Here is a 21,018-nt window from a genome sequence, read left to right as displayed (position 1 = left end):
TGTCATAAAAGTGACACGTATATGTCACAGAATAGACATATAGATTATTCTTATAGATCAATTAATTATAAGAATGAAAAGTAACTATTCAAGATAATTAATGAGGATAAGAGATGGACATTCTGCATCAGATTTCAAAGCAAGTTGAACAGCTTAATCAGGGTGAGCAATGGACGTTTTCAGCACAAGAATTTTATATGAGTCATAATGACTTTAACTCTTTATCTATCTTACTTACACGTGAGTCTGAAACCCGTGATTTTACAATTACTCGCACTCAGCATAACAAGCCATGGGTCGGCACACACTCGGTTACGCTAACCAAGCATTAAGTTTTCAAAATAAAAAACCGGAACAAGTGTCCGGTTTTTTTTATTTTAACGATTTAGCTTTTTATTTTAAAAAACCATTCTCAGCTAAAAAAGCCATACTAATATTTGACTCTGTTTTTTGTTCAGCAGCTTTGTCACCTAGCAATAAACGCTCGATATAACGCGCTAAAACATCGACTTCAAGGTTTACCTTGCTGCCTACTTGCCATGTTCCAATGTTAGTACGTTCTGCTGTGTGCGGAATTAAGTTCAAGCTTAAAATATTCCCACGTAAGTGGTTAATCGTTAAACTAATCCCATCTACCGTCACAGAACCTTTTTCCGCTAAATATTTAGCAAGTTCTGCGGGTGCCGTCACTTCATAATAGATTGAGCGAGCATCTTCACGTACTACGGTAATTTCACCCACGCCATCAACGTGACCACTTACAATGTGTCCACCAAAGCGTGTTGTCGGTAACATTGCTTTTTCAACATTGACACGTTGCCCAACTTTCCAGTTACCCAAAGTCGTTCGGTTCAAGCTTTCACGAGAAACATCAGCTGCATACCAATTATCGCCCCATTCAATCACGGTGAGACAAATACCATTGGTCGCAATTGAGTCACCCAAATGTACATCTGACATATCCAGATCAGTCTGAATACGTAAACGCACATCACCACCTACGCTTTGCAGGCTTTCAACTTTTCCTAAACTTTCAATAATGCCTGTAAACATGGCTCAATCTCCAAATCTTTTTACACTGCTTAAATTGCAGCGCTTACCAAAGTGCGAGCTGTGTGCTATTACCTGAGGTATCTACACCACCTAGCTCGGCGAAGTGGTAAAGCTGGCCTAATAACTGACGTAATGGTGGTCCTGACTTGGCATGAGTATCAGTAATCACAATAAACTCAAGCACGCGTGCACGTTCAGACTGTCGCTGTTTACTTACTCGATAGCGCGGAACATCTTGTGTTAACAAGGTCACTTTGCCCCGCTCCAGATTGGCCATCAGCAAATCTTTCGGCTCGATATTACCATCAGTTGAATAACTGGTCAGAATATAGCGGGCATTGATGGTTGAAAGCAGTTTTTCATACGCATCTTTCGCATATTTAGAAGAGTTATATGGACTTGGACGCTCTTTACGCCAAGCTCTATCAATTCCGCTCTTATAACCTTTGGTATCTGGTGAAGGTAAATCGACCTGATCCCATAAAGTTAATGCATTCAAAACATGGTAATTACTACTATATGCATGCTGATTATACGGTGGATCAAGATAGGCAACATCTACTTCAAAACCACTCATTTGATTTGCTAGATGCTGTGAATCTACACACCACATTTCAGCAGCAGGACGTTTACGGTCACCAATCTCGCAAAAACGGCTCGGTGTTAACCAAAGTAATGATTCAATTCGTTCTAACGCAGTTTGTGTACGTCCGCCCCACCCTTGGTGGAAGCTTTTAAATACGCCACTGGTGTTACTGACAAAACTTGCTGAATAGAGCAATGGTGCGAGCAAAGCACTCATCTCTACATCATTAATTGCGCCTTGAGATTGCCATGTTGCAATCTGCTGGCGAATCGCATCAATACGCATACCATTACGGCGTTTAAAGAACAAACGGTCACGAGCTGGATCATAAATATCATCATTACGTGGGCAAAGATTATGTGTTACCCAACCTTTAACTTCAGGTAAGCGATTTAAATAATCGATTGCCTTCTGATACCCGCCTAGCTCTTTAAAAGCAGGTGCATCAATACAAGCTAAAATCGCATGATTTAACGCATGGCTATAAGGTTCCCAGTCATTCGCAATCACTCGGTAACCATTTTGACGCGCCAAACGAGACACTACACCACTGCCGGCAAAGAAATCGGCAAAAATCGGAGGATTCTTTTTCTTGCTATTCAGCGTCCCTGTAATTTCAAGGGCTTCTAAAATTAGATGGAGCAATCGGCGCTTATTACCCAAGTAAGGAACAAGCTGATGGAAAAGATATTCGTCTGTCGTACGGGCTGCATGACGACGTTTGTGATAAACCGAAGGCTCTGGATTCATACTTTCTCTTGCGTAGGGATTAACCTTAAGCGTATATCTTGATCAAGTTGTGTCACATCAAGAAGTGTAAAACGAAGTTGTTGTGCCATATATTCAAACTCTGCATTGAACATGGCTCTTGCACTTTTCCCCAATAATGTCGGGGCAATATAACTGATTAACTCATCTACCAAACCTTCTTGTAAAAAGGCAGTAGATAATGTTGCACCGGCTTCTACCAATACATCATAAATTTGATATTGCTTAGATAGGGTCTGTAACAGCACTTTTAAAGGCTGAATTTCTAATTGTATCACGCCTAAATCGGCAAGTTCTTGACGATATGGCCCCATCACCATCACAGTTTCAGGGTTTTCTAAAATTTTAGCAGCGAGCGGCAAACGACCTTGACGGTCTAAAATAATCCGTTTTGGCTGTGCAATTGTCTCAATATCAACACTGTCCAGACTTCGTACATTAAGCTGACAGTCATCTGCAATCACAGTATCAATCCCTGTAATCACTGCTCCTGAAATGGCACGCCAATGCTGTACATCTTGACGCGCAACTGCACCGGTAATCCACTTCGATTCACCAGATGCCATTGCAGTACGTCCATCTAGGCTTGAAGCTACTTTTAAGCGTACATAAGGCATGCCCGTAGACATCGCCTTTAAGAAACCTCGGTTTAATTTTTCTGCCAAATTTTCACAAATGCCAACTTCTACTTCAATTCCGGCATTTTTCAGAATCTGAACACCCTTACCGGCAACAAGTGGGTTTGGATCAGGACATGCCACAACCACCTTTTTAATCTGTGCCTTAACCAGTGCTTCGGCACAAGGAGGAGTTCTTCCATAATGTGCACATGGCTCAAGCGTCACATACGCTGTTGCACCTTGAGCCTGCTCAGCTGCCTGACGTAAGGCAAAAACCTCTGCGTGTGGTTGACCTGCTTTAGGATGGAAGCCCTCACCGATTAACTGATCATCTTTGACAATGACACAACCAACATTTGGATTAGGCTTAGTCGAATATAGACCTCGTTTGGCAAGTTCAATAGCTTGTTGCATCCAATATTGATCTTTTTTCAACTCAGACATAAAAATCTCAAATAATTATTGTTCACGTTGCTGCATTTGCTCAATTTGACGGCGAAAAGCTTCAACATCCTGAAAATCTTGATAAACAGAAGCAAATCGAACATAAGCGACATGGTCGAGTGCAAATAGAGATTGCATGACGACTTCACCAATTGTTCTAGACTTCACGTCACGCTCACCTAAACGGCGAATCTGCAATTGGATATCACTTAAAACAGTTTCTATCTGTTCTTGGGTAACCGGACGTTTTTGCAATGCATGCATTAACGAACGGCGTAGCTTGGCCTCATCGAAAGGTTCATTCTTTCCATTCGATTTGATCACACGGGGCATCACCACTTCATAGCTTTCAAAAGTGGTAAAACGTTCACCGCAACTTACACACTCACGACGTCGACGAATCTGACAGCCTTCGGCGGCTAAACGTGAATCGATGACTTTACTATCTGCGGCGTTGCAAAATGGACAATGCATAGCGGATTTATAGGGTCGATTACTTTGACCTAGTGTAGCAAAGTTTCTACACTTACAGAACCAGCATTCTATGAGACAAAAAAACAGTCCTGAGCAAGATCAAAGCATCGCTTTGATCACAGCGCAAGACTGTTCTTTTAAGACAGCAGATATATTACGAATTATTCAATACGTTCGCCATGTTGGCTTAAATCCAGACCCATGCGTTCATCATCAGCGTTAACACGGATACCAATCACAAGATCAATCACTTTAAGAATTACAAAAGTCGCTACACCACTGTAAACCATGGTTGCCAATACGCCTTCAACTTGTACCCATAATTGCCCAGTGAATGTTGCTGCTAATGGAACGTTGGCTGCTTTGATGATTTCATCACTGTAAAATACGCCAGTTAAAATCGCACCGACAATACCACCTACAGCATGTAAACCAAACGCATCCAAAGCATCATCAGCTTTAAGTAAGCGTTTAAGTGCAGTAATACCCCAGAAGCAAACTACGCCACCGATAAGGCCCATGACTAAAGCACCGCCTACACCGACGAAGCCTGCTGCTGGCGTAATCACAACCAAACCAGCGACAGCACCAGAAGCACCACCTAATACAGATGCTTTACCGCGAATCATACGTTCAACAACTAACCAAGAGAACGCAGCAGCAGCGGCAGCAACTTGAGTCACTAAAATTGCCATGCTTGCACGAGCGCCAGCACCTAAAGCACTACCACCGTTAAAGCCAAACCAACCCACCCAAAGTAAGCTTGCACCGACTACAGTTAGAGTCAAGTTATGCGGAGCCATAGATTCACGGCCCAAACCAATACGTTTTCCAAGCATGTAAGCCGCAACGAGACCTGCAACACCTGAGTTGATATGTACAACTGTACCACCAGCAAAATCTAATGCGCCTGCTTTAAATAACCAGCCATCTGCCGCCCAAACCCAGTGAGTAATTGGTGCATAGACTACGAGTACCCAAACTGCAATAAACACCATGAAAGCTGAATACTTCATGCGGTCCGCAATAGAACCACTTAGAATTGCAACTGTAATAATGGCAAAGGTCATTTGGAAAATAACAAAGAGACTTTCAGGAATTGTCCCACTCAATGCATCAAACGCGACTCCGTTTAGCATAGCTTTAGACAAGTCACCAAAGTATGCACCTGTGCCAGAGAACGCGAGTGAATAACCAGCAATCACCCAAATTAAACTTACCAAAATTGCAGCAGAAAGGCTGAACATCATAGTACTTAAGACGTTTTTCTTACGGACCATACCGCCGTAGAACAATGCCAAGCCAGGAATGGTCATCAACAGTACCAAAGCTGTTGAGACTAAAATCCAAGAGGTATCACCCGTATCAAGTTTTGGTGTTGGTGCTGGAGCTGCCGGAGTTTCAGCAACTGGTGCTTCTGCAGTGGTTGCAGTAGCTTGAGATGTTGATGTAGCCGCAACTTCCGATGTAGGCGTTGTTACAGCTTCTTCTGCCCAAACGGCAGTACCACCCAAAAGAGCGCCTGATAGACTCAGCGCCATAAGCATTTTTTTCATTCGTGTCCCCCAACCTCATTTGCGAGTTATTTTCTACTCAGCAAGCTTTGTGCCAATTAGACAGCATCTGGTCCAGTTTCACCCGTACGGATACGGATTACTTGTTCCAGGTTAGTCACAAAAATCTTACCATCGCCAATTTTTCCTGTGCTTGCTACACGTGTAATTGATTCAATCACCGCGTCGACCATTTCATCACTAATCGCAATTTCGATTTTTACTTTAGGTAAGAAATCAACCACATACTCCGCGCCACGGTAGAGTTCTGTATGTCCTTTTTGACGACCAAAACCTTTAACTTCAGTTACGGTAATCCCTTGTACACCAATGTCAGAGAGCGCTTCACGCACATCATCCAATTTAAACGGTTTTACAATTGCAGTTACAAGCTTCATGTTTGTTTCCTTCGGCTTCTTTTCACCAGTAAGGTTTTATGTTCAATTTTCATGCCAATATTTCAAAGGTTGAGGGAAATGAATCTATTGCATGAACTTTCTTTATAACCTATTTAGTGATCAAGATGTAGATGAGCTATTAAAAATAAAATGAATTTTCAGTATGTTTACATGCTGATTTAATGTTCTATTTGTACTAAAAGAATTGAAACCTATATCCCACCTTCAAGCAGTGGTAAACTGTAAACCATAAGGTAATACAACACTTTGGATATTTCATGCTAGAAACTTTATTACAGGCCATTCTGGAACAAATTGATGAGCCTAAAAAAGATTTGGAAAAAAATTTACGTGCATTATTAAATGAAGCAGTCGAAAAGTTAGATCTTGTTTCCAGACAAGAAATTGACCGCCAAAAGACCGCACTGCAATCAGCCAACCAACGTTTAGCAGAGCTACAAAAAAAAGTAGAACTATTAGAAGAAACTTTAAAGAATAAAAAATAAGCACCAATGTAGCGCACTTATACTTTACAACGATTAAAAATGAAGCACCATAATGGAACAATAAGATGTCTTTTTCTAAAATTTATACACGGGGACTTTTGGGTTTACATGCACCTCTCATTGAAGTAGAGGTACATGTGAGTCAAGGCTTACCTTCTCTTACCATTGTAGGCCTAGCCGAAGCGGCAGTAAGAGAAAGTAAAGACCGAGTTCGCTCAGCGATTATTAACAGTGGATTTCAATTTCCGACTAAACGACTGACCATTAATCTTGCACCAGCAGATTTGCCCAAAGATGGTTCACGTCTAGATTTACCAATTGCTTTAGGTATTTTAATTGCCTCTGGTCAGCTCCCAGAAAACTGTGCCGAAGATTTTGAATTTATTGGAGAGTTAGCACTTGATGGTCATGTAAGGCCAGTGTCAGGTACTTTAACTTTGGCAATGGCTTGTCAACAAGCCAAACATAAAATGCTTTTACCACTTGATAATAGTCAGGATATTAGTCACTTACCTGACTTTAAATGTTATCCAGTGAGCCACTTAAAAGAAGTCTGTGAACATTTTCTGGGCACAAAGTCTCTATCTTCGGTTGAGCCTAAGACCACTTCAAACCAAATGCCTTATAAATTTGACCTTGCAGATGTAAAAGGTCAGTTACGCCCACGCCGTGCACTCGAAATTGCTGCTGCTGGAGGGCACTCCTTACTTTTTAAAGGACCACCCGGCACAGGTAAAACTTTACTCGCCTCAAGGCTTCCTTCAATTTTACCGCCTCTGACTAATCAAGAAACGCTTGAAGTTGCTAGCATTTACTCTATTTCAAATACATCACATACTTTTGGTCAGCGACCATTTCGAGCGCCCCATCATACAGCATCAGCGATTGCACTCGTTGGGGGCGGTTCTCACCCTAAACCGGGCGAAATTACATTATCGCATTTAGGAGTACTTTTTTTAGATGAGCTCCCCGAGTTTGATAGAAAAGTACTAGAAGTCTTACGCCAGCCGCTTGAGTCAAAAGAAATCATTATTTCACGAGCAGCTCGGCAAATTACTTATCCGGCTAACTTCCAACTGATTGCGGCGATGAACCCATGTCCATGCGGCTATGCATTTAATCAAGATAGTCGTTGTCAGTGTTCACCTGAGAGTATTAAGCGCTATCAAAACCGTATATCTGGACCTTTACTTGACCGTATCGATTTACATATTGATGTGCCACCGTTAAAGGCCCAAGAGCTACAAGATCCAACGCCTGTTGAAGATTCGAGTAGTGTTCGACAACGGGTGATTTATGCCTATGAACAACAGATTCAAAGACAAAATTGTTTAAATCAGGCGCTTTCGCCGAAGCAGCTAGAACAACATGCTGTACTTGATAGTACTTCTCAACGAATGATTGAAATGGCTCAACAACGTTTAAATTTATCGGCCCGCGCTTATCATCGTGTTTTACGCGTTGCTCGTACCATTGCCGATTTAGCTCAAAGTGAAGTGATTCAAAGCTCTCACCTTACAGAAGCATTATCCTATCGAGGAAATAGTTAACAAATGAAAAAACAGCGGATCGTGAGTCCGCTGTTTTTTAATATTTATATGAGTTGTTAATTAAAGAATTTATTACTGCCTATATAAAAAGGCAAAGAGGACGCTATGAAAATTTTGGCTATATCCGGCAGTGCAAGAGAGGCATCTACAAATACAGCGCTATTACGAGCAATGAAAGATATAGCACCGTCCAGTATTGAATTTTCAGTTTTCGATCAAATTAATACTTTGCCTATCTTTTCTCCGGATGATGAGGGAGAAAAAACGCCTGCTGTAGTAGAAGAATTTATCAAATCTGTTTCTGCCTCAGATGGCATTATCATCTCAAGTCCTGAATATATCCGTTGTATTCCAGGCGGTCTCAAAAATGCAATTGACTGGATAGTTTCCCGCACCGAAATCATAGACAAGCCTATCGTTCTAGTTCATGCATCTAGCCGCGGCGACGATATGCTGGTTTCTTTAAGAAGAGTACTTTCGACTGTTAGCAGCAATTTTTTTGAAGATTTATTTTTACGCTTCTCACTTCTTAGCAAATCTCCTGAACAAATTGTTGAGATGCTACAAACTGAACAATATAAATCACAAATCACACCTTTTCTGCTGAGCTTTATCTCCGAGATTCAGAAGTATCAAGATCAATTAGAGTGAACTTTTCATCGTGCTTTACGAGTAGCATGGACCATTGTCGATTTGGCTCAAAGTGATGTAATTCAAAGCTCTCATCTTACAACAGCGCTGTCTTATCAGAGATAATCAGCACTAAGATTAGAACAAAGGATTATGAGTCCGCTGTTCTTTTATTAAGAACCTCATTTAACTTCTCAATTAAAGAAGTAATTTCTTTCTCTGATAAAGCTGCAAAGCCAAAACGAATACAACGATTAGAAGAATCATCCTGTCTAAACTTATGCTCTGTATCCATGTTGAGTTCGTCTAACCTTAAGGCTTGCTCTTTAGTAAAAGATTTCTGGAATTTCACCCATAAAGCCATTCCGCCTGCTGGAGGTTGAATGTGGACATCACCTGAAAAAACTCTGCTAAATTCAGTTAAGGCATGGTCACGGCGTAACTGATATATTTTTTTCATTTTACGAATGTGTCGTTTGATTTCACCGCGCTGCATTAAATCTGCTAAAGCAAGTTCGGTAATATTATTACCTTGCCGATCAATCAATAAAATATCTTCGATAATGGATTGAATGATAGTCTGAGATGCAACAATGTATCCCAAACGAATACCAGGTGCAAAAACCTTAGATAATGAGCCAACATGAATGACCAGCTCAGAATGAGGCAAACTCGCTAAGGGTGGCATAGGCCGACTGTCATAGTGGAATTCATGATCATAATCATCTTCAATAATATAAAACCCCCATTTTTTTGAAAGTTCTAAGAGCTGAAGACGGCGGCTCATTGGCATCGTGACAGTTGTGGGATATTGATGATGCGGAGTTGTATAAATGGCAGCAACTGAATGTTCTTGTAAAATCCGTTCTAAATCCTCAATGACAATACCTTGCTCATCTAATTTGACAGAAACGACCTGAAACCCATTCGACTGAAACGCTTTAAAAGCAGAGGGATAATACAGCTCTTCAACTACAATCACTCCCTGTCGATTTGGTAGTGCACGGGATGCAAGAAAAATTCCCATCTGACTGCCACGTACAATACAAATCTCATCTTCGGCAACACTCATAAAACGTTCCATCGACAACATTTTTTGCAAGGCTTGTCTTAACTCAATCATACCTTGAGGGTTTCCATAACCCATGTACTGGTTTTGGGTAATTTTAATCAATGCATGCCGATAGGCTCTTGAAAATAACTCATACGGAATAAGCCTTGGGTCAGGCACACCATCGTTGTGTGGGTATAAAGCAACTTCTTGAATAGTTGGCTTATCATTAACTTTTCGCTCATTTACAGACTCTATTTGGAGCTGCTTTTCCGGCAAAATATCTGCCACAAATGTGCCTTTTCTAGGACGAGTCACAAGCCAGCCTTGCGCCTCTAATTCTTCATATACTGCTTGTACTGTTTTTCTATTAATTCCCAATTCTTTTGACAAACTACGAGACCCAGGCAACATAGTCCCTTGCACCAAGCGACCACTTAAAATCTCCTGACTAATCAAGTTAGTCAGTTTTAAAAAAACTGTTTTTTCTTCTCTTTCATCGATACGGAAATGTATTTGCCAAGGTCTTAGCATATTCGCCCCATCTGGACCATATAACTTGTAAAAACTGGATGTATTGATTCACCCAGTTGTTTTCTATTCTGCCTTCACCTACTTAATTTGGTCAACTGGACTGGAGAAGAGATGAAGACTGCTTCTGTAAACAAACAAGATCTGATGCAACATGCACAGCAAGACATGCAAAAGTGGATTAGCGATTCAGATTTAACTGACCGCCAAAAGCTCGCACTCACTTGTCGTATTTTATTTGATAATGGCCATGATGCTGGTTTAGCGGGCCAAATTACATGTCGTAGTGAAAATAAAGATTCCTTTATTACTCAACGTTTTGGTTTAGGCTTTGATGAAATTACTGCCTCAAACTTACTTGAAGTTAATCAAGATTTAGAGCCAATCAATCAAGAAGGAATGGCAAACCCGGCCAATCGTTTTCATACGTGGATTTATAAAGAACATCCCGAAGTGAACTGCATTATCCACACGCATCCTACCCATGTAGCAGCACTCTCCATGCTACAGATTCCGCTCATGATTTCTCAAATGGATGTCTGTGCACTCTACGAAGATTGCTCATTTGTAGGTCATTGGCCGGGTGTCCCTGTAGGTAACGAAGAAGGCATTTTGATTTCTTCTGCTTTGGGTAAAAACCGTGCTGTTTTATTGTCTCACCATGGTCAATTGGTCACAGGAAAAACCATTGAAGAAGCATGCAACTTGGCTCTTTTAATTGAGCGCGCAGCTCAACTGCAACTGCTAGCGATGTCGGCCGGACAAATTCAGCCTATCCCCCACGATTTAGCAACAGAAGCTCATGACTGGGTATCTACTGACAAACGTAACAAAGTGAACTTTGCTTATTACGCACGTAAAGCTTTGAAAAAACATTCTGACTGTATTTAAAAAGAGACTTCTACCATGAAACTAAACGGTATTATTGGCTACCCTGTCACCCCATTTTCTAATGACAACACCATTAACCTTCCTGTTCTAAAGCAAATGTTGGATTTGCTTATTGAAAATGGTTGTAATGCCATCGCACCTCTAGGCAGTACTGGCGAAAGCGCTTATCTTGAATGGGATGAGTGGTGCTTAGTTGCCAAAACTTCAATTGAAAGTATTAATAAACGCTTACCTGTCATTATTGGGATTTCAGAACTCACGACGGATCAAGCCATCAAAAAAGCGCAGATCGCGCAAAGCTATGGTGCAGATGCACTTATGGTGATTCCCGTATCTTATTGGAAGCTAACAGATCAAGAGATTTTTGAATATTATCAGTTAATTGCACAAGCAACGACTTTGCCGATTATGATTTATAACAACCCTGCAACTAGCGGTGTTGATATGTCTCCAGAGTTAATCGTGCGTATGTTTAATCAGATTCCAAACATTACGATGGTAAAAGAAAGTAGCGGTGATATTCAGCGTATGCATCAAATTTATGAGCTATCAAAAGGAGAACTCCCGTTTTATAACGGCTGTAATCCTCTAGCTTTAGAAGCCTTATGTGCAGGAGCTAGTGGTTGGTGTACAGCAGCGCCTAATCTATTAGGTCAGCTCCCCCAACAACTTATTCAGCATGTGAAAAATGGTAATTTAAATCAGGCTCAAAAATCATTTTACCAGCAACTTCCTCTACTACGCTTTATCGTAAGCGGTGGTTTACCTAAAACGATTAAAGCAGGTTTGCAGCTAAAAGGTATTTCTGCGGGTACGCCACGTAAACCTCTGATCAAAGCAAATGATGTTGAGCTTAGTCACTTAAAACAGTTACTTGCTCAAATAGAGGACTAATTAAAAAAAGCGGGCAATAAACCCGCTTTTTTTACCGCATAAACTTAGAATGTTTTAGTTAAACTAAACACTAAGCCTGTGTCATAAGGTTTTTTCCCAGCATCAGTCATACCAGAAGTGCTAATGTCTGTACCCACAACATCTAGCTCAGCAACAATACCCAAGATGTTACGGTTTACACCAACTTTATAATCGATATAACTATCGTCTTTACCTGGACCACCCGCAACTACGGCTAAAGCATCTTTATTTTTGAATTTGTTATAGCCAACTGATGCAAGTCCAGTAAATCCTGTGTCTGCAATTGGTGCTGAATAACCGACATTAAAATACCAGAACTGCTTAGAATGAGCCCAGTAGTCATCTGAATAGTTTACACCCACACTAAGTGCATCACCTTTAAATAAAGAATCAGCAAAAGTTAATTTACCGTAAACTTCATTAAAATCTAATCCATTTTTACCATCATAACCAATACCATTACGGTCAAAACTATGACCAGAGCCAATATAGCCATAATGAATTACACCAATATCATAAGTAGGCGCAAGCGTATCCGTTAATTTTAAAGTGTTGGTATAACCCAAAGCGACATCTGTCTCTGTTGAATTGCCAGTTACGCCAAAATCAACGCTTGAGCCCCAGAGGGATAAATAAGCACCTGACTTATGAGAAAAAGTAAAACCACCTTGAATGGCTGGGTTATTTGACGATTGTGTAACACCGCGGAAGCGGTAGTCTGTAGTTGCCGCTACATTACCTGTTGCAGTGATACCATAAAAAGATGGTGCTTCTTCAGCCATAGCCATGGTTGAACCAGCTGCGAAAATACCAAGACCTAAGGCCTTAAGTGCAAATTTCATCATTTTGATCTCCCCCATAATGAATGCACGATTTATGTATATAAAACACATTGTGTTACTTAAGCTTTAGCAATTGCTGTGCCAAGTCCATATTTCCCTTCGCTGCATATCATTAATATTGAAATCAAAATATCTCTACAATAAAAATTCCATTTAATTTTTATAAAGATATATTCATAAAAAACAATATTATAAAATAAGACATCTATCCGATTAGAAAAGAGCAACATGAGAAAATACCTTGTCGGAAATAAATTAGCGACATCAGGAGTATCCATTTACTCAATGTAAAATTTCTATTTAAACTTAAATAAGAGATATAAAAATTACGTAAATTTCTTAAAGCCGGGCTTGTAATGGTCTGTGAATGGGCATTTCTTTTAATTAGATTTCTTTATTTTTTTCTGTTTTGAAACTGATGAACTCTTTTGGGTCTTTTTTAAGCAATAATATGAGCAAAAATAGTAATGCACAAAATTTACGCAAAATATCGCACTAAATTTGATCAAATCAACTAAATTCCATTGGCTTATTATAGTGATCTCTTTTTGTACATCATGCATTAAAAATAATGTTATATAGTAACAATTTAGAGGGCATTGAAAATAAACTGTTAAAAAAATCAACTTAAGACAAGATTAAAAAGTAAACATATCCAATAAAAAAGAGCAAAAAATGAACACAAGATTCAACTATTTTTTGAGCTTGGAATATAAAATAAATGGTAAAAATCCACTAAAAAATAAATTACTTTTTTTATTTTAAACAATACATTAAGTATAAAAGCTTAATAGTAAATTTAGTAAACAACCAGTAACACATTAATCAATTTCTGCATAGCATATATAAAATAAAATCAACAAAAATATATCTTTTTTATAGATTACTTATACAATTGATTCAAATCCTAGGCCCTGAACAATAACAAGGCACAGGATTTATCGTTTTTATGAGGTTCTTTAAATATGCTAAATGCACAAAAACTTACATTAGCAGTTCTCATTTCTGCGGCAATAATTTCCTCAGCTCAGGCAAGTGAGCAAAGTGAGGCAAAAGGATTTGTTGAAGATGCGAACGGTTCTATTCTCTTCCGTACAGGTTACATCAGCCGTGATAAGAAAAATGGCGTGGATGACACCAGTTCATTTGCTCAAACAGCAATCGTAAATATTGATTCTGGCTTTACCCCTGGTATTGTTGGTTTCGGTGTTGGCGTTGTTGGTGATGGTTCATTTAAAATTGGCGAAAATAATAACGCTGGTAATAACATGATTCCACGTGAAACTGGGCTTAAAGATGGAAAATTAACTAAAGGTGCTGGTGATTCTTACGATCATTGGGCTCGTGGTGGTGGTAACGTAAAAGCACGTTTCTCGAACACAACAGTACGTTATGGTACTCAAGTACTTGATTTACCAGTTCTGGCAAGTAACACAGCTCGTTTAGTGCCTGAATACTTTACAGGTACTTTGTTAACCAGTCATGAAATTAAAAATTTAGAAGTAATTGCAGGTAAATTCACTAAAGATCAGTATTCTGACCAAGTGAACACAGATGGCCGTCATCTTGACCGTGCAATTGTTTGGGGAGCTAAGTACAAATTTGATGACAATTTAAATGCATCTTATTATGGCTTAGACAGCAAAGATAAACTTGAACGCCATTATGTCAATGTGAACTATAAGCAGCCTTTGGCTAATGATAGTTCATTAACTTATGATTTTAGTGGTTATCATACTAAGTTTGATGAGGGTGCTTTTACTTATTCACAAACTACTGATGACCTATCTAATCGTAAAAACAATATTTGGGCAATATCTACAGCCTACAATACTGGTCCACATAACATCATGGTTGCATACCAACAAAACAGCGGCAATGTTGGTTATGACTATGGTGAAAATGCTGACGGCGGTCAAAGTATTTATTTGCCAAACTCTTATTTGTCTGACTTCATTGGTAATGATGAAAAGTCTGCACAAATCCAATATAGCCTCGACTTTGGTAAGTTAGGTGTATTACCTGGTCTAAACTGGACAACTGCATTTGTATACGGTTGGGACATCAAAGTTAAAGGTTTAACTGATGATGCTGAAGAACACGAATTCTTTAACCAAGTGAAATACACAGTTCAAAGTGGTTTCGCTAAAGATGCGAGCCTTCGTATTCGTAACTCTTACTACCGCGCAAGCGATGCTTACCAAACGAATGCTTACATCGGTGACACCAATGAATGGCGTATTTTCCTTGATATTCCTGTGAAATTATTCTAATTCATAGATCTATCAAGCATAAAAAAACCTACATCTGGCAACAGATGTAGGTTTTTTATTAAGCTCAGAATATCAATTGAGAAACTCTAAGCTTATAAATCAAAGCTTATTTAGCAGCTTCAATTGCTTTTAGTACTTCAGCTTTAGCAACATCAGCACCTTCCCAACCACTGATTTTTACCCACTTACCTGGTTCTAAATCTTTATAGTGACTGAAGAAATGCTCAATTTGGCTAATCAACAATGGAGGAAGATCTGTATATTCCTTCACGTCTTTATAAAGTGGAGACAATTTTTCGTGTGGAACAGCGATTAATTTCGCATCGATACCACCGTCATCTTCCATTTTTAATTTGCCCACTGGACGGCAACGAATTACAGAACCAGCAGCAACTGGATGTGGAGTTACAACAAGTACGTCTAACGGGTCGCCATCTTCAGACAAAGTATTTGGAACATAACCATAGTTCGCTGGATAGAACATTGCTGTGCCCATGAAACGGTCTACAAACAATGCATCAGAATCTTTGTCGATTTCATATTTAATTGGTGCTGCATTTGCAGGAATTTCAATGATGACATAGATGTCATTTGGGGCATCTTTACCTGCTGGGATATCGCTGTAACTCATATCAATACTCTTTCGTTATGAAGTCAGATGTAAAATCCACTCGATTATAGCGTGGATATCATCAAAATGATGCCGATTATACAATGCGCACACGCGAAAGTTGATATGAATGATGACAGAATGACACTCAAGTCAGTTTAATCGTGACCACTAATAAGAAGATTGGACACAATATAGATAAGAACCAGACAATCGAGCGTAAAGTTGCCCAATTACTTAAATAGCAGATCCCATAAATAACTCTTAAAATAATATATGCCCAACCTAATCTCAGAATAAAGTATTCTGGAACAACCATATATTCGGCCATTAAAATAGCCGTTAAGAATAAAGGTAAGCTTTCAAAACTATTTTGTTGTACGGCATTAGCTCGAGCAGCCAGACCAGTTGTTTTGGCAAAAAAAGCTCTCGGGTTTTGATTATCGGCAGGCTGAAAACCACCTGTAATTTTTGCAATTGCGGTAAATGCATATGGCAGTAAACATGCCACTAAAATAATATAGATAATGCCGCTGATGCCCTGCATAGTGCCATCCATCACTGAAAATACTGTTGATCATGCTATCATAACATTGCGTTTTTACCTGAAATTTTATGCAATCACTTGTCAACACTGATGAATAGGGCCATGTATGCAACAACCTGATCAAAAAGAACTGTTTGAAGTCTTGGATAAGCAAAAACAGAATCAACTTCAGATAGATCGCATATTAAAGATCGTACTCCCTATTGTCGCTTTTTTACTGAGTGTGATTTGTGCAAATTTAAATTGGCAATCTACACTTGGCACCTTTGTTATTTTAACAATTACCTTTATTGCTGTTGGTATTAAACGACTTCCTTTGTGGCACTGGCTCATTGTGATTACGATATATTGCTTAGCAGATAATTATTTAAGTTATGGTCAGCTTGATTTAACTCACCTACGCCTGCAACTCGGAACAATGCTTGTTTTTGTAGGGATGGTTGGAATTGGACGCCCTTATATAGACCGCTGGTTTATAAAAAGTCATAAAATATAAAATAAAAAAAGCGCCCTAAGGCGCTTTTTTTATTAACCGATTAAACTGGTTTACGTAAGTCTTTACGTAAAATTTTGCCTACATTTGATTTTGGTAATTCATCCATAAACTCAACATAACGAGGGCGTTTATAGCCTGTTAAGTTTTCTTTAGCAAAGCTCAAAACTTCTTCAGTCGTTAAACTTTGATCTTTTTTCACAATAAAGAGTTTTGGCACTTCACCTGATTTTTCATCTGGAACACCAATCGCTGCAACTTCCAATACTTTTGGATGTTTAGCAATAACTTCTTCGATTTCACTTGGGTAAACGTTAAAGCCAGAAACCAAAATCATATCTTTTTTACGGTCTACAATTTTTGTATATCCACGGCTATCCATCACGCCGATATCGCCCGTACGGAAGAAACCATCTGCTGTCATGACTTTAGCTGTCTCATCAGGGCGGTTCCAGTAACCTTTCATGACTTGAGGACCACGAATCGAGATTTCACCTTGCTCACCTAAAGCAACTTCTTTACCGTCATCATCTAAAATGGCCACTTCAGTTAAAGGTAACGGAATACCAATTGTGCCACTAAATTCAGTAGAAGCAGGTGGATTTGCAGTTGCTACCGGTGAGGTTTCTGACAAGCCATAACCTTCAATAATGGTTGTGCCAGTAATTTTCTTCCAAGCTTCTGCTGTAGAAGGTAAAACGGCCATACCACCACCCATCGCCATTTTTAACTTGCTATGGTCAAGTTGTCTGAACTCTTCATTATTCACTAAAGCATTAAATAATGTATTTACCGCTGGGAAGAATGATGGTTGATATTTACGCAGTTCATTGATAACAGCTGGTAAATCACGAGGGTTCGGAATCAAGATATTTGCCTGACCTTTATACATACCGTACATCGCGCAAACCATGAACGCAAAAATATGATAAAGCGGCAATGCACAAACAATACGGTCGCCTTTAGCACCATCGTTTGCTCCAAATTTACTTTGGAAAATGCCATCACACTGAAGTAAGTTTGCTACAAGATTACGATGAGTAAGCTCTGCACCTTTTGAAACACCCGTCGTACCACCAGTGTATTGAAGTACAGCCGTATCACTTAAAGTTAACGTCGGGCGCTTATAATTACTCGAGTTTTCTTTATTTAATGCCGAATTAAATTTAACGTGTCCCGGAATATTCCAAGCCGGAATTTGCTTACGTACTTTACGTAATACAAAGTTCACCAAAGTACCTTTGAGTGTACCGAGCATATCTCCTACTGATGCAACTACAACATGCTTCACTGGAGTTTTACCTAAAATGCTTTGGTAAACACTGGCAAAGTTTTCGATGATCACAAGTACTTCTGCACCTGAGTCATTTAATTGATGCTCAAGTTCACGCGCGGTATAAAGTGGATTAACATTCACCAATACCAAGCCTGCACGTAAGACAGCTAATGCAACTACAGGATACTGCAACACATTCGGCATCATCACTGCCACACGAGTTCCTTTTGCTAACCCCAAATTTTGCAAATAGGTCGCGAACTTACGGCTTGCAAGCTCCAACTCATTAAATGACATCGCTTTATCCATAAAGATAAAGGCATCACGAGAACCAAATTTTTGGAAATTACTCTCAAAAATATCAACAAGTGAGGTATTTTCCGCAGGCAATGCTACTGTTTCTGGAATCCCTGTCTTTTGGTATTCTGCAAACCAAATTTTTTCCATAATGCCATTATCTCCGATTCGTAATCCTTAGTAATAACTGTTATTCAATGCCCCAGCTATTCTTTAGCTTCTTGGTGCCAGAACATATTTAAAACTTATTGGCACATTCATGACACTTCGAACAAGATTATGAGACAGAAGTTTTGACAATTTAACCCTGCCAAATTTTTTGCATGGAGTACAAATTACGTACTCCAAATTGCTGTCCTTTTAATCGTTATTCAATACCAACAAGTTCAGTTCATTGCTTGAACATGTTGCCATATATAGCGTATTTATGTTGCCAGACGCTAGCTTTATCTCTGAATCAACAGTTTATTTGCTTTTTGATATCCACGTGGTAAGAGCTGACCTTTTGAAGCTCGTTTACCCAGGTATTTTTGTAGATCATCACCTTTTAATTTTAAATGTTGTTGCCCTGCAACCACCTGAATTATTTCATCTAAGTTCAGGGTTGTCATGGATAAAATTTGCTCTTTTGCTTCAAGTTGTATCAACTTATTACCTTTACCCTTATTTAAATTTGGGAGTTCTGCCAAATCAATGATTAAGAGTCGACCTGCTGAACTGAGCACAGCCAAATGTGTCATATTTTGAGCAGATATTAATGGTAAAGCTTTTGATTTTTCAGGCACCGACAAGAATGTTTTACCTGCTTTGGCATTGGTATCTAGCTGTTTGGCTTGAGTTTTAAATCCATAACCTGATGTACTAGCAGCGATAAGTTCAGACGCTTCATCTTCTAGATAGACCTGAATAAACGACACGCCACTTGCAGGAGCAAGTTTGGAACTTAATGGTTCACCTAAACCTCTTGCTGATGGCAAACTGCTGATAGGTAAAGCATAACTACGCCCTGTCTCATCAAGGAAATAAATCCGTTGATTGGTTTTGCCCACAGCGTGACTTAAGTATTGGTCGCCAGCACGGTAGTTTAAATTTTCTGCATCAACATCTGCACCTTTTGCGGCACGAATCCAACCTGCTTCAGATAAAACAACCGTTACTGTTTCTGCAGGTACAAGGTCTTGTTCTTTAATCTGGACAGCTTCAGCACGTACCACAATTGGAGAACGGCGCTCATCACCAAACTTTTTCGCGTCTTCTTTTAATTCACCAATAATCAGGTTCTTTAAAGATTCTGGATTTCCTAATTGCTCACGGATAATTGCTGCTTTTGCTGCAAGTTCATCCTGCTCTTGACGGATTTCCATCTCTTCGAGTTTTGCTAAATGACGTAACTTGAGTTCTAAAATTGCTTCTGCCTGTATCTCATCAATCTTGAAGTGTTCCATCAATACAGGTTTAGGCTGATCTTCTTCACGAATAATACGAATAACCGTATCAATATCAAGATAAGCAATTAAAAGACCTGCCAAAATATGCAGGCGCTTTTCAATTCGGTTTAAATGGTATTCTAAACGGCGAGTCACCGTTTTCTTACGAATTTCGATCCATTCCAGCAAAATACGACGAATCGATTTAACCTGAGGACGCCCATCTTCACCAATCATGTTTAAATTAACACGATAGCTTGACTCTAAGTCCGTCGTTGCAAATAAGTGGCTCATCACCGCTTCAGCATCAATACGATTTGAACGAAGTACAATCACTAATCGTGTTGGGTTTGCATGATCCGATTCATCACGTATATCCACCACCAATGGTAGCTTCTTAGCCTGCATTTGGTCGGCAATTTGAGTAATGACCTTAGAACCCGATACCTGATAAGGCAATTCAGTAATCACGATTTCATTTTTTTCGATGGTGTACACCGCTCGCATGCGGTAACTACCACGACCAGTAGTCTGGATTTTGAGTAATTCTTCTGGTGGAGTAATAATTTCAGCTTTTGTTGGTAAATCTGGCGCTGGAATATATTCAGCCAATTTTTCATCTGAAGTTTGCGGATTACGAATTAAGGCAATCGTTCCTTTAATCACTTCACGTAAATTATGCGGCGGAATATCTGTCGCCATACCAACAGCAATCCCCGTTGTGCCATTGAGTAGAATATTAGGAATACGCGCTGGCAACGTAATAGGTTCTTTTAATGAACCATCAAAGTTATCTTGCCAGTCAGTTGTGCCCTGCCCTAACTCATTTAACAATAACTCACTGTAAGCAGAAAGTTTTGCTTCGGTATAACGCATCGCAGCAAATGACTTAGGATCATCCGGCGCCCCCCAGTTACCTTGTCCTTCAATTAAAGGATAACGATAACTAAAAGGCTGTGCCATCAATACCATGGCTTCATAACATGCCGAGTCGCCATGAGGATGGTATTTACCAAGTACATCACCGACTGTACGAGCTGATTTTTTTGGCTTACCACTATTTTTCAGCCCTAATTCGCTCATGGCAAATACAATACGGCGCTGTACAGGCTTTAAACCATCACTGATATGTGGCAATGCACGGTCCATGATGACGTACATGGCATAATTCAGGTAAGCCTGTTCAGTAAATTCGGCTACAGAGCGGTTTTCTGTCGCTTGATGCGCAAGGCTGGTCATAGTCAGCTTATCTTCCAAATCAGTCGTTATTTTAAATGAGTCTT

General features: G+C 39.6%; 20 protein-coding genes and 1 pseudogene. 9 read left to right on the top strand and 12 right to left on the bottom strand.

Annotation, left to right across the window (positions count from 1 at the left end; translation table 11 throughout):
- The first annotated feature begins 113 nt into the window (after positions 1-113).
- The gene (locus tag ACLBWE_RS06965) at positions 114-332 is read left to right on the top strand and encodes a hypothetical protein (RefSeq protein WP_003654423.1); all 219 of its coding nucleotides are present in this window, start codon (positions 114-116) and stop codon (positions 330-332) included.
- A gap of 61 nt (positions 333-393) precedes the next feature.
- Here the strand turns inward: ACLBWE_RS06965 and ACLBWE_RS06960 are convergent, their stop codons facing one another.
- The 6 genes from ACLBWE_RS06960 to glnK form a co-directional block, all read right to left on the bottom strand.
- Complete coding sequence (locus ACLBWE_RS06960; protein WP_005301612.1) at positions 394-1,053, bottom strand: riboflavin synthase; 660 nt, start codon at positions 1,051-1,053, stop codon at positions 394-396.
- Positions 1,054-1,096: 43 nt separating this feature from the next.
- Complete coding sequence (locus tag ACLBWE_RS06955) at positions 1,097-2,389, bottom strand: DNA adenine methylase (RefSeq protein ID WP_003654420.1); 1,293 nt, start codon at positions 2,387-2,389, stop codon at positions 1,097-1,099.
- Complete coding sequence (ribD, locus tag ACLBWE_RS06950) at positions 2,386-3,471, bottom strand: bifunctional diaminohydroxyphosphoribosylaminopyrimidine deaminase/5-amino-6-(5-phosphoribosylamino)uracil reductase RibD (RefSeq protein WP_348951514.1); 1,086 nt, start codon at positions 3,469-3,471, stop codon at positions 2,386-2,388. Before ribD ends, ACLBWE_RS06955 begins: the two co-directional genes overlap by 4 nt.
- A 15-nt stretch (positions 3,472-3,486) precedes the next feature.
- Positions 3,487-3,945, bottom strand: coding sequence for a transcriptional regulator NrdR (gene nrdR / locus ACLBWE_RS06945; RefSeq protein ID WP_003654416.1), 459 nt, complete (start codon positions 3,943-3,945; stop codon positions 3,487-3,489).
- 161 nt (positions 3,946-4,106) lie between these two features.
- Positions 4,107-5,501, bottom strand: a complete 1,395-nt coding sequence (locus ACLBWE_RS06940) for an ammonium transporter (RefSeq protein WP_447601946.1) — start codon at positions 5,499-5,501, stop codon at positions 4,107-4,109.
- A 56-nt stretch (positions 5,502-5,557) separates the two neighbouring features.
- Positions 5,558-5,896 (bottom strand): P-II family nitrogen regulator, encoded by a 339-nt coding sequence (gene glnK, locus ACLBWE_RS06935; protein ID WP_000780326.1) that lies wholly within the window; start codon positions 5,894-5,896, stop codon positions 5,558-5,560.
- 278 nt (positions 5,897-6,174) lie between these two features.
- Here glnK and ACLBWE_RS06930 point away from each other — a divergent pair, with 278 nt between their 5' ends.
- The 4 genes and pseudogenes from ACLBWE_RS06930 to ACLBWE_RS06915 form a co-directional block, all read left to right on the top strand.
- Positions 6,175-6,402, top strand: coding sequence for an accessory factor UbiK family protein (locus ACLBWE_RS06930; protein WP_447601941.1), 228 nt, complete (start codon positions 6,175-6,177; stop codon positions 6,400-6,402).
- A gap of 65 nt (positions 6,403-6,467) precedes the next feature.
- Positions 6,468-7,952 carry a YifB family Mg chelatase-like AAA ATPase gene (locus ACLBWE_RS06925; protein ID WP_447601939.1) on the top strand — a complete coding sequence of 495 codons (1,485 nt, stop codon included), beginning with the start codon at positions 6,468-6,470 and terminating at the stop codon, positions 7,950-7,952.
- A 105-nt stretch (positions 7,953-8,057) separates the two neighbouring features.
- Positions 8,058-8,603 carry an NADPH-dependent FMN reductase gene (locus ACLBWE_RS06920; RefSeq protein WP_447601937.1) on the top strand — a complete coding sequence of 182 codons (546 nt, stop codon included), beginning with the start codon at positions 8,058-8,060 and terminating at the stop codon, positions 8,601-8,603.
- Positions 8,604-8,606: 3 nt separating this feature from the next.
- Positions 8,607-8,708, top strand: a pseudogene (locus tag ACLBWE_RS06915) (magnesium chelatase subunit ChlI family protein); the annotation flags it as partial.
- Between the two features lie 25 nt (positions 8,709-8,733).
- Here ACLBWE_RS06915 and pdxR read toward each other — a convergent pair.
- On the bottom strand, positions 8,734-10,167 hold the full coding sequence (gene pdxR, locus ACLBWE_RS06910; RefSeq protein ID WP_447601935.1) for a MocR-like pyridoxine biosynthesis transcription factor PdxR: 1,434 nt from the start codon (positions 10,165-10,167) through the stop codon (positions 8,734-8,736).
- A gap of 111 nt (positions 10,168-10,278) precedes the next feature.
- Here pdxR and ACLBWE_RS06905 point away from each other — a divergent pair, with 111 nt between their 5' ends.
- A complete protein-coding gene (locus ACLBWE_RS06905) occupies positions 10,279-11,055 on the top strand; it encodes an aldolase (protein ID WP_447601933.1) in 777 nt (258 codons plus the stop codon).
- 15 nt (positions 11,056-11,070) lie between these two features.
- On the top strand, positions 11,071-11,949 hold the full coding sequence (locus tag ACLBWE_RS06900; protein WP_447601931.1) for a dihydrodipicolinate synthase family protein: 879 nt from the start codon (positions 11,071-11,073) through the stop codon (positions 11,947-11,949).
- A gap of 44 nt (positions 11,950-11,993) precedes the next feature.
- Here ACLBWE_RS06900 and ACLBWE_RS06895 read toward each other — a convergent pair whose 3' ends face one another.
- Positions 11,994-12,815: a TorF family putative porin gene (locus ACLBWE_RS06895; protein ID WP_447601929.1), complete on the bottom strand. Its 822-nt coding sequence runs from the start codon at positions 12,813-12,815 to the stop codon at positions 11,994-11,996.
- 962 nt (positions 12,816-13,777) lie between these two features.
- Here ACLBWE_RS06895 and ACLBWE_RS06890 point away from each other — a divergent pair.
- On the top strand, positions 13,778-15,085 hold the full coding sequence (locus tag ACLBWE_RS06890) for an OprD family outer membrane porin (RefSeq protein WP_447601927.1): 1,308 nt from the start codon (positions 13,778-13,780) through the stop codon (positions 15,083-15,085).
- 106 nt (positions 15,086-15,191) lie between these two features.
- Here ACLBWE_RS06890 and ppa read toward each other — a convergent pair whose 3' ends face one another.
- Both ppa and ACLBWE_RS06880 read right to left on the bottom strand, forming a co-directional pair.
- The gene (ppa, locus tag ACLBWE_RS06885; protein ID WP_004640620.1) at positions 15,192-15,716 is read right to left on the bottom strand and encodes an inorganic diphosphatase; all 525 of its coding nucleotides are present in this window, start codon (positions 15,714-15,716) and stop codon (positions 15,192-15,194) included.
- 127 nt (positions 15,717-15,843) lie between these two features.
- The gene (locus ACLBWE_RS06880) at positions 15,844-16,242 is read right to left on the bottom strand and encodes an MAPEG family protein (protein WP_003654397.1); all 399 of its coding nucleotides are present in this window, start codon (positions 16,240-16,242) and stop codon (positions 15,844-15,846) included.
- Between the two features lie 106 nt (positions 16,243-16,348).
- Between ACLBWE_RS06880 and ACLBWE_RS06875 the strand changes: the two genes are divergently transcribed.
- Positions 16,349-16,738: a hypothetical protein gene (locus ACLBWE_RS06875; RefSeq protein ID WP_005037366.1), complete on the top strand. Its 390-nt coding sequence runs from the start codon at positions 16,349-16,351 to the stop codon at positions 16,736-16,738.
- A gap of 40 nt (positions 16,739-16,778) precedes the next feature.
- Here the strand turns inward: ACLBWE_RS06875 and ACLBWE_RS06870 are convergent, their stop codons facing one another.
- Together ACLBWE_RS06870 and parC are read right to left on the bottom strand one after the other, a co-directional pair.
- A complete protein-coding gene (locus tag ACLBWE_RS06870; protein WP_447601924.1) occupies positions 16,779-18,458 on the bottom strand; it encodes a long-chain-fatty-acid--CoA ligase in 1,680 nt (559 codons plus the stop codon).
- 296 nt (positions 18,459-18,754) lie between these two features.
- Positions 18,755-20,974, bottom strand: a complete 2,220-nt coding sequence (gene parC, locus ACLBWE_RS06865) for a DNA topoisomerase IV subunit A (protein WP_231764242.1) — start codon at positions 20,972-20,974, stop codon at positions 18,755-18,757.
- Between the last annotated feature and the right edge of the window lie 44 nt (positions 20,975-21,018).

It is taken from the genome of Acinetobacter sp. M5A5_2a, assembly GCF_053345265.1.
Note: the sequence above shows the minus strand (reverse complement) of the source record. Positions and strands in the feature narration are given on the sequence as shown.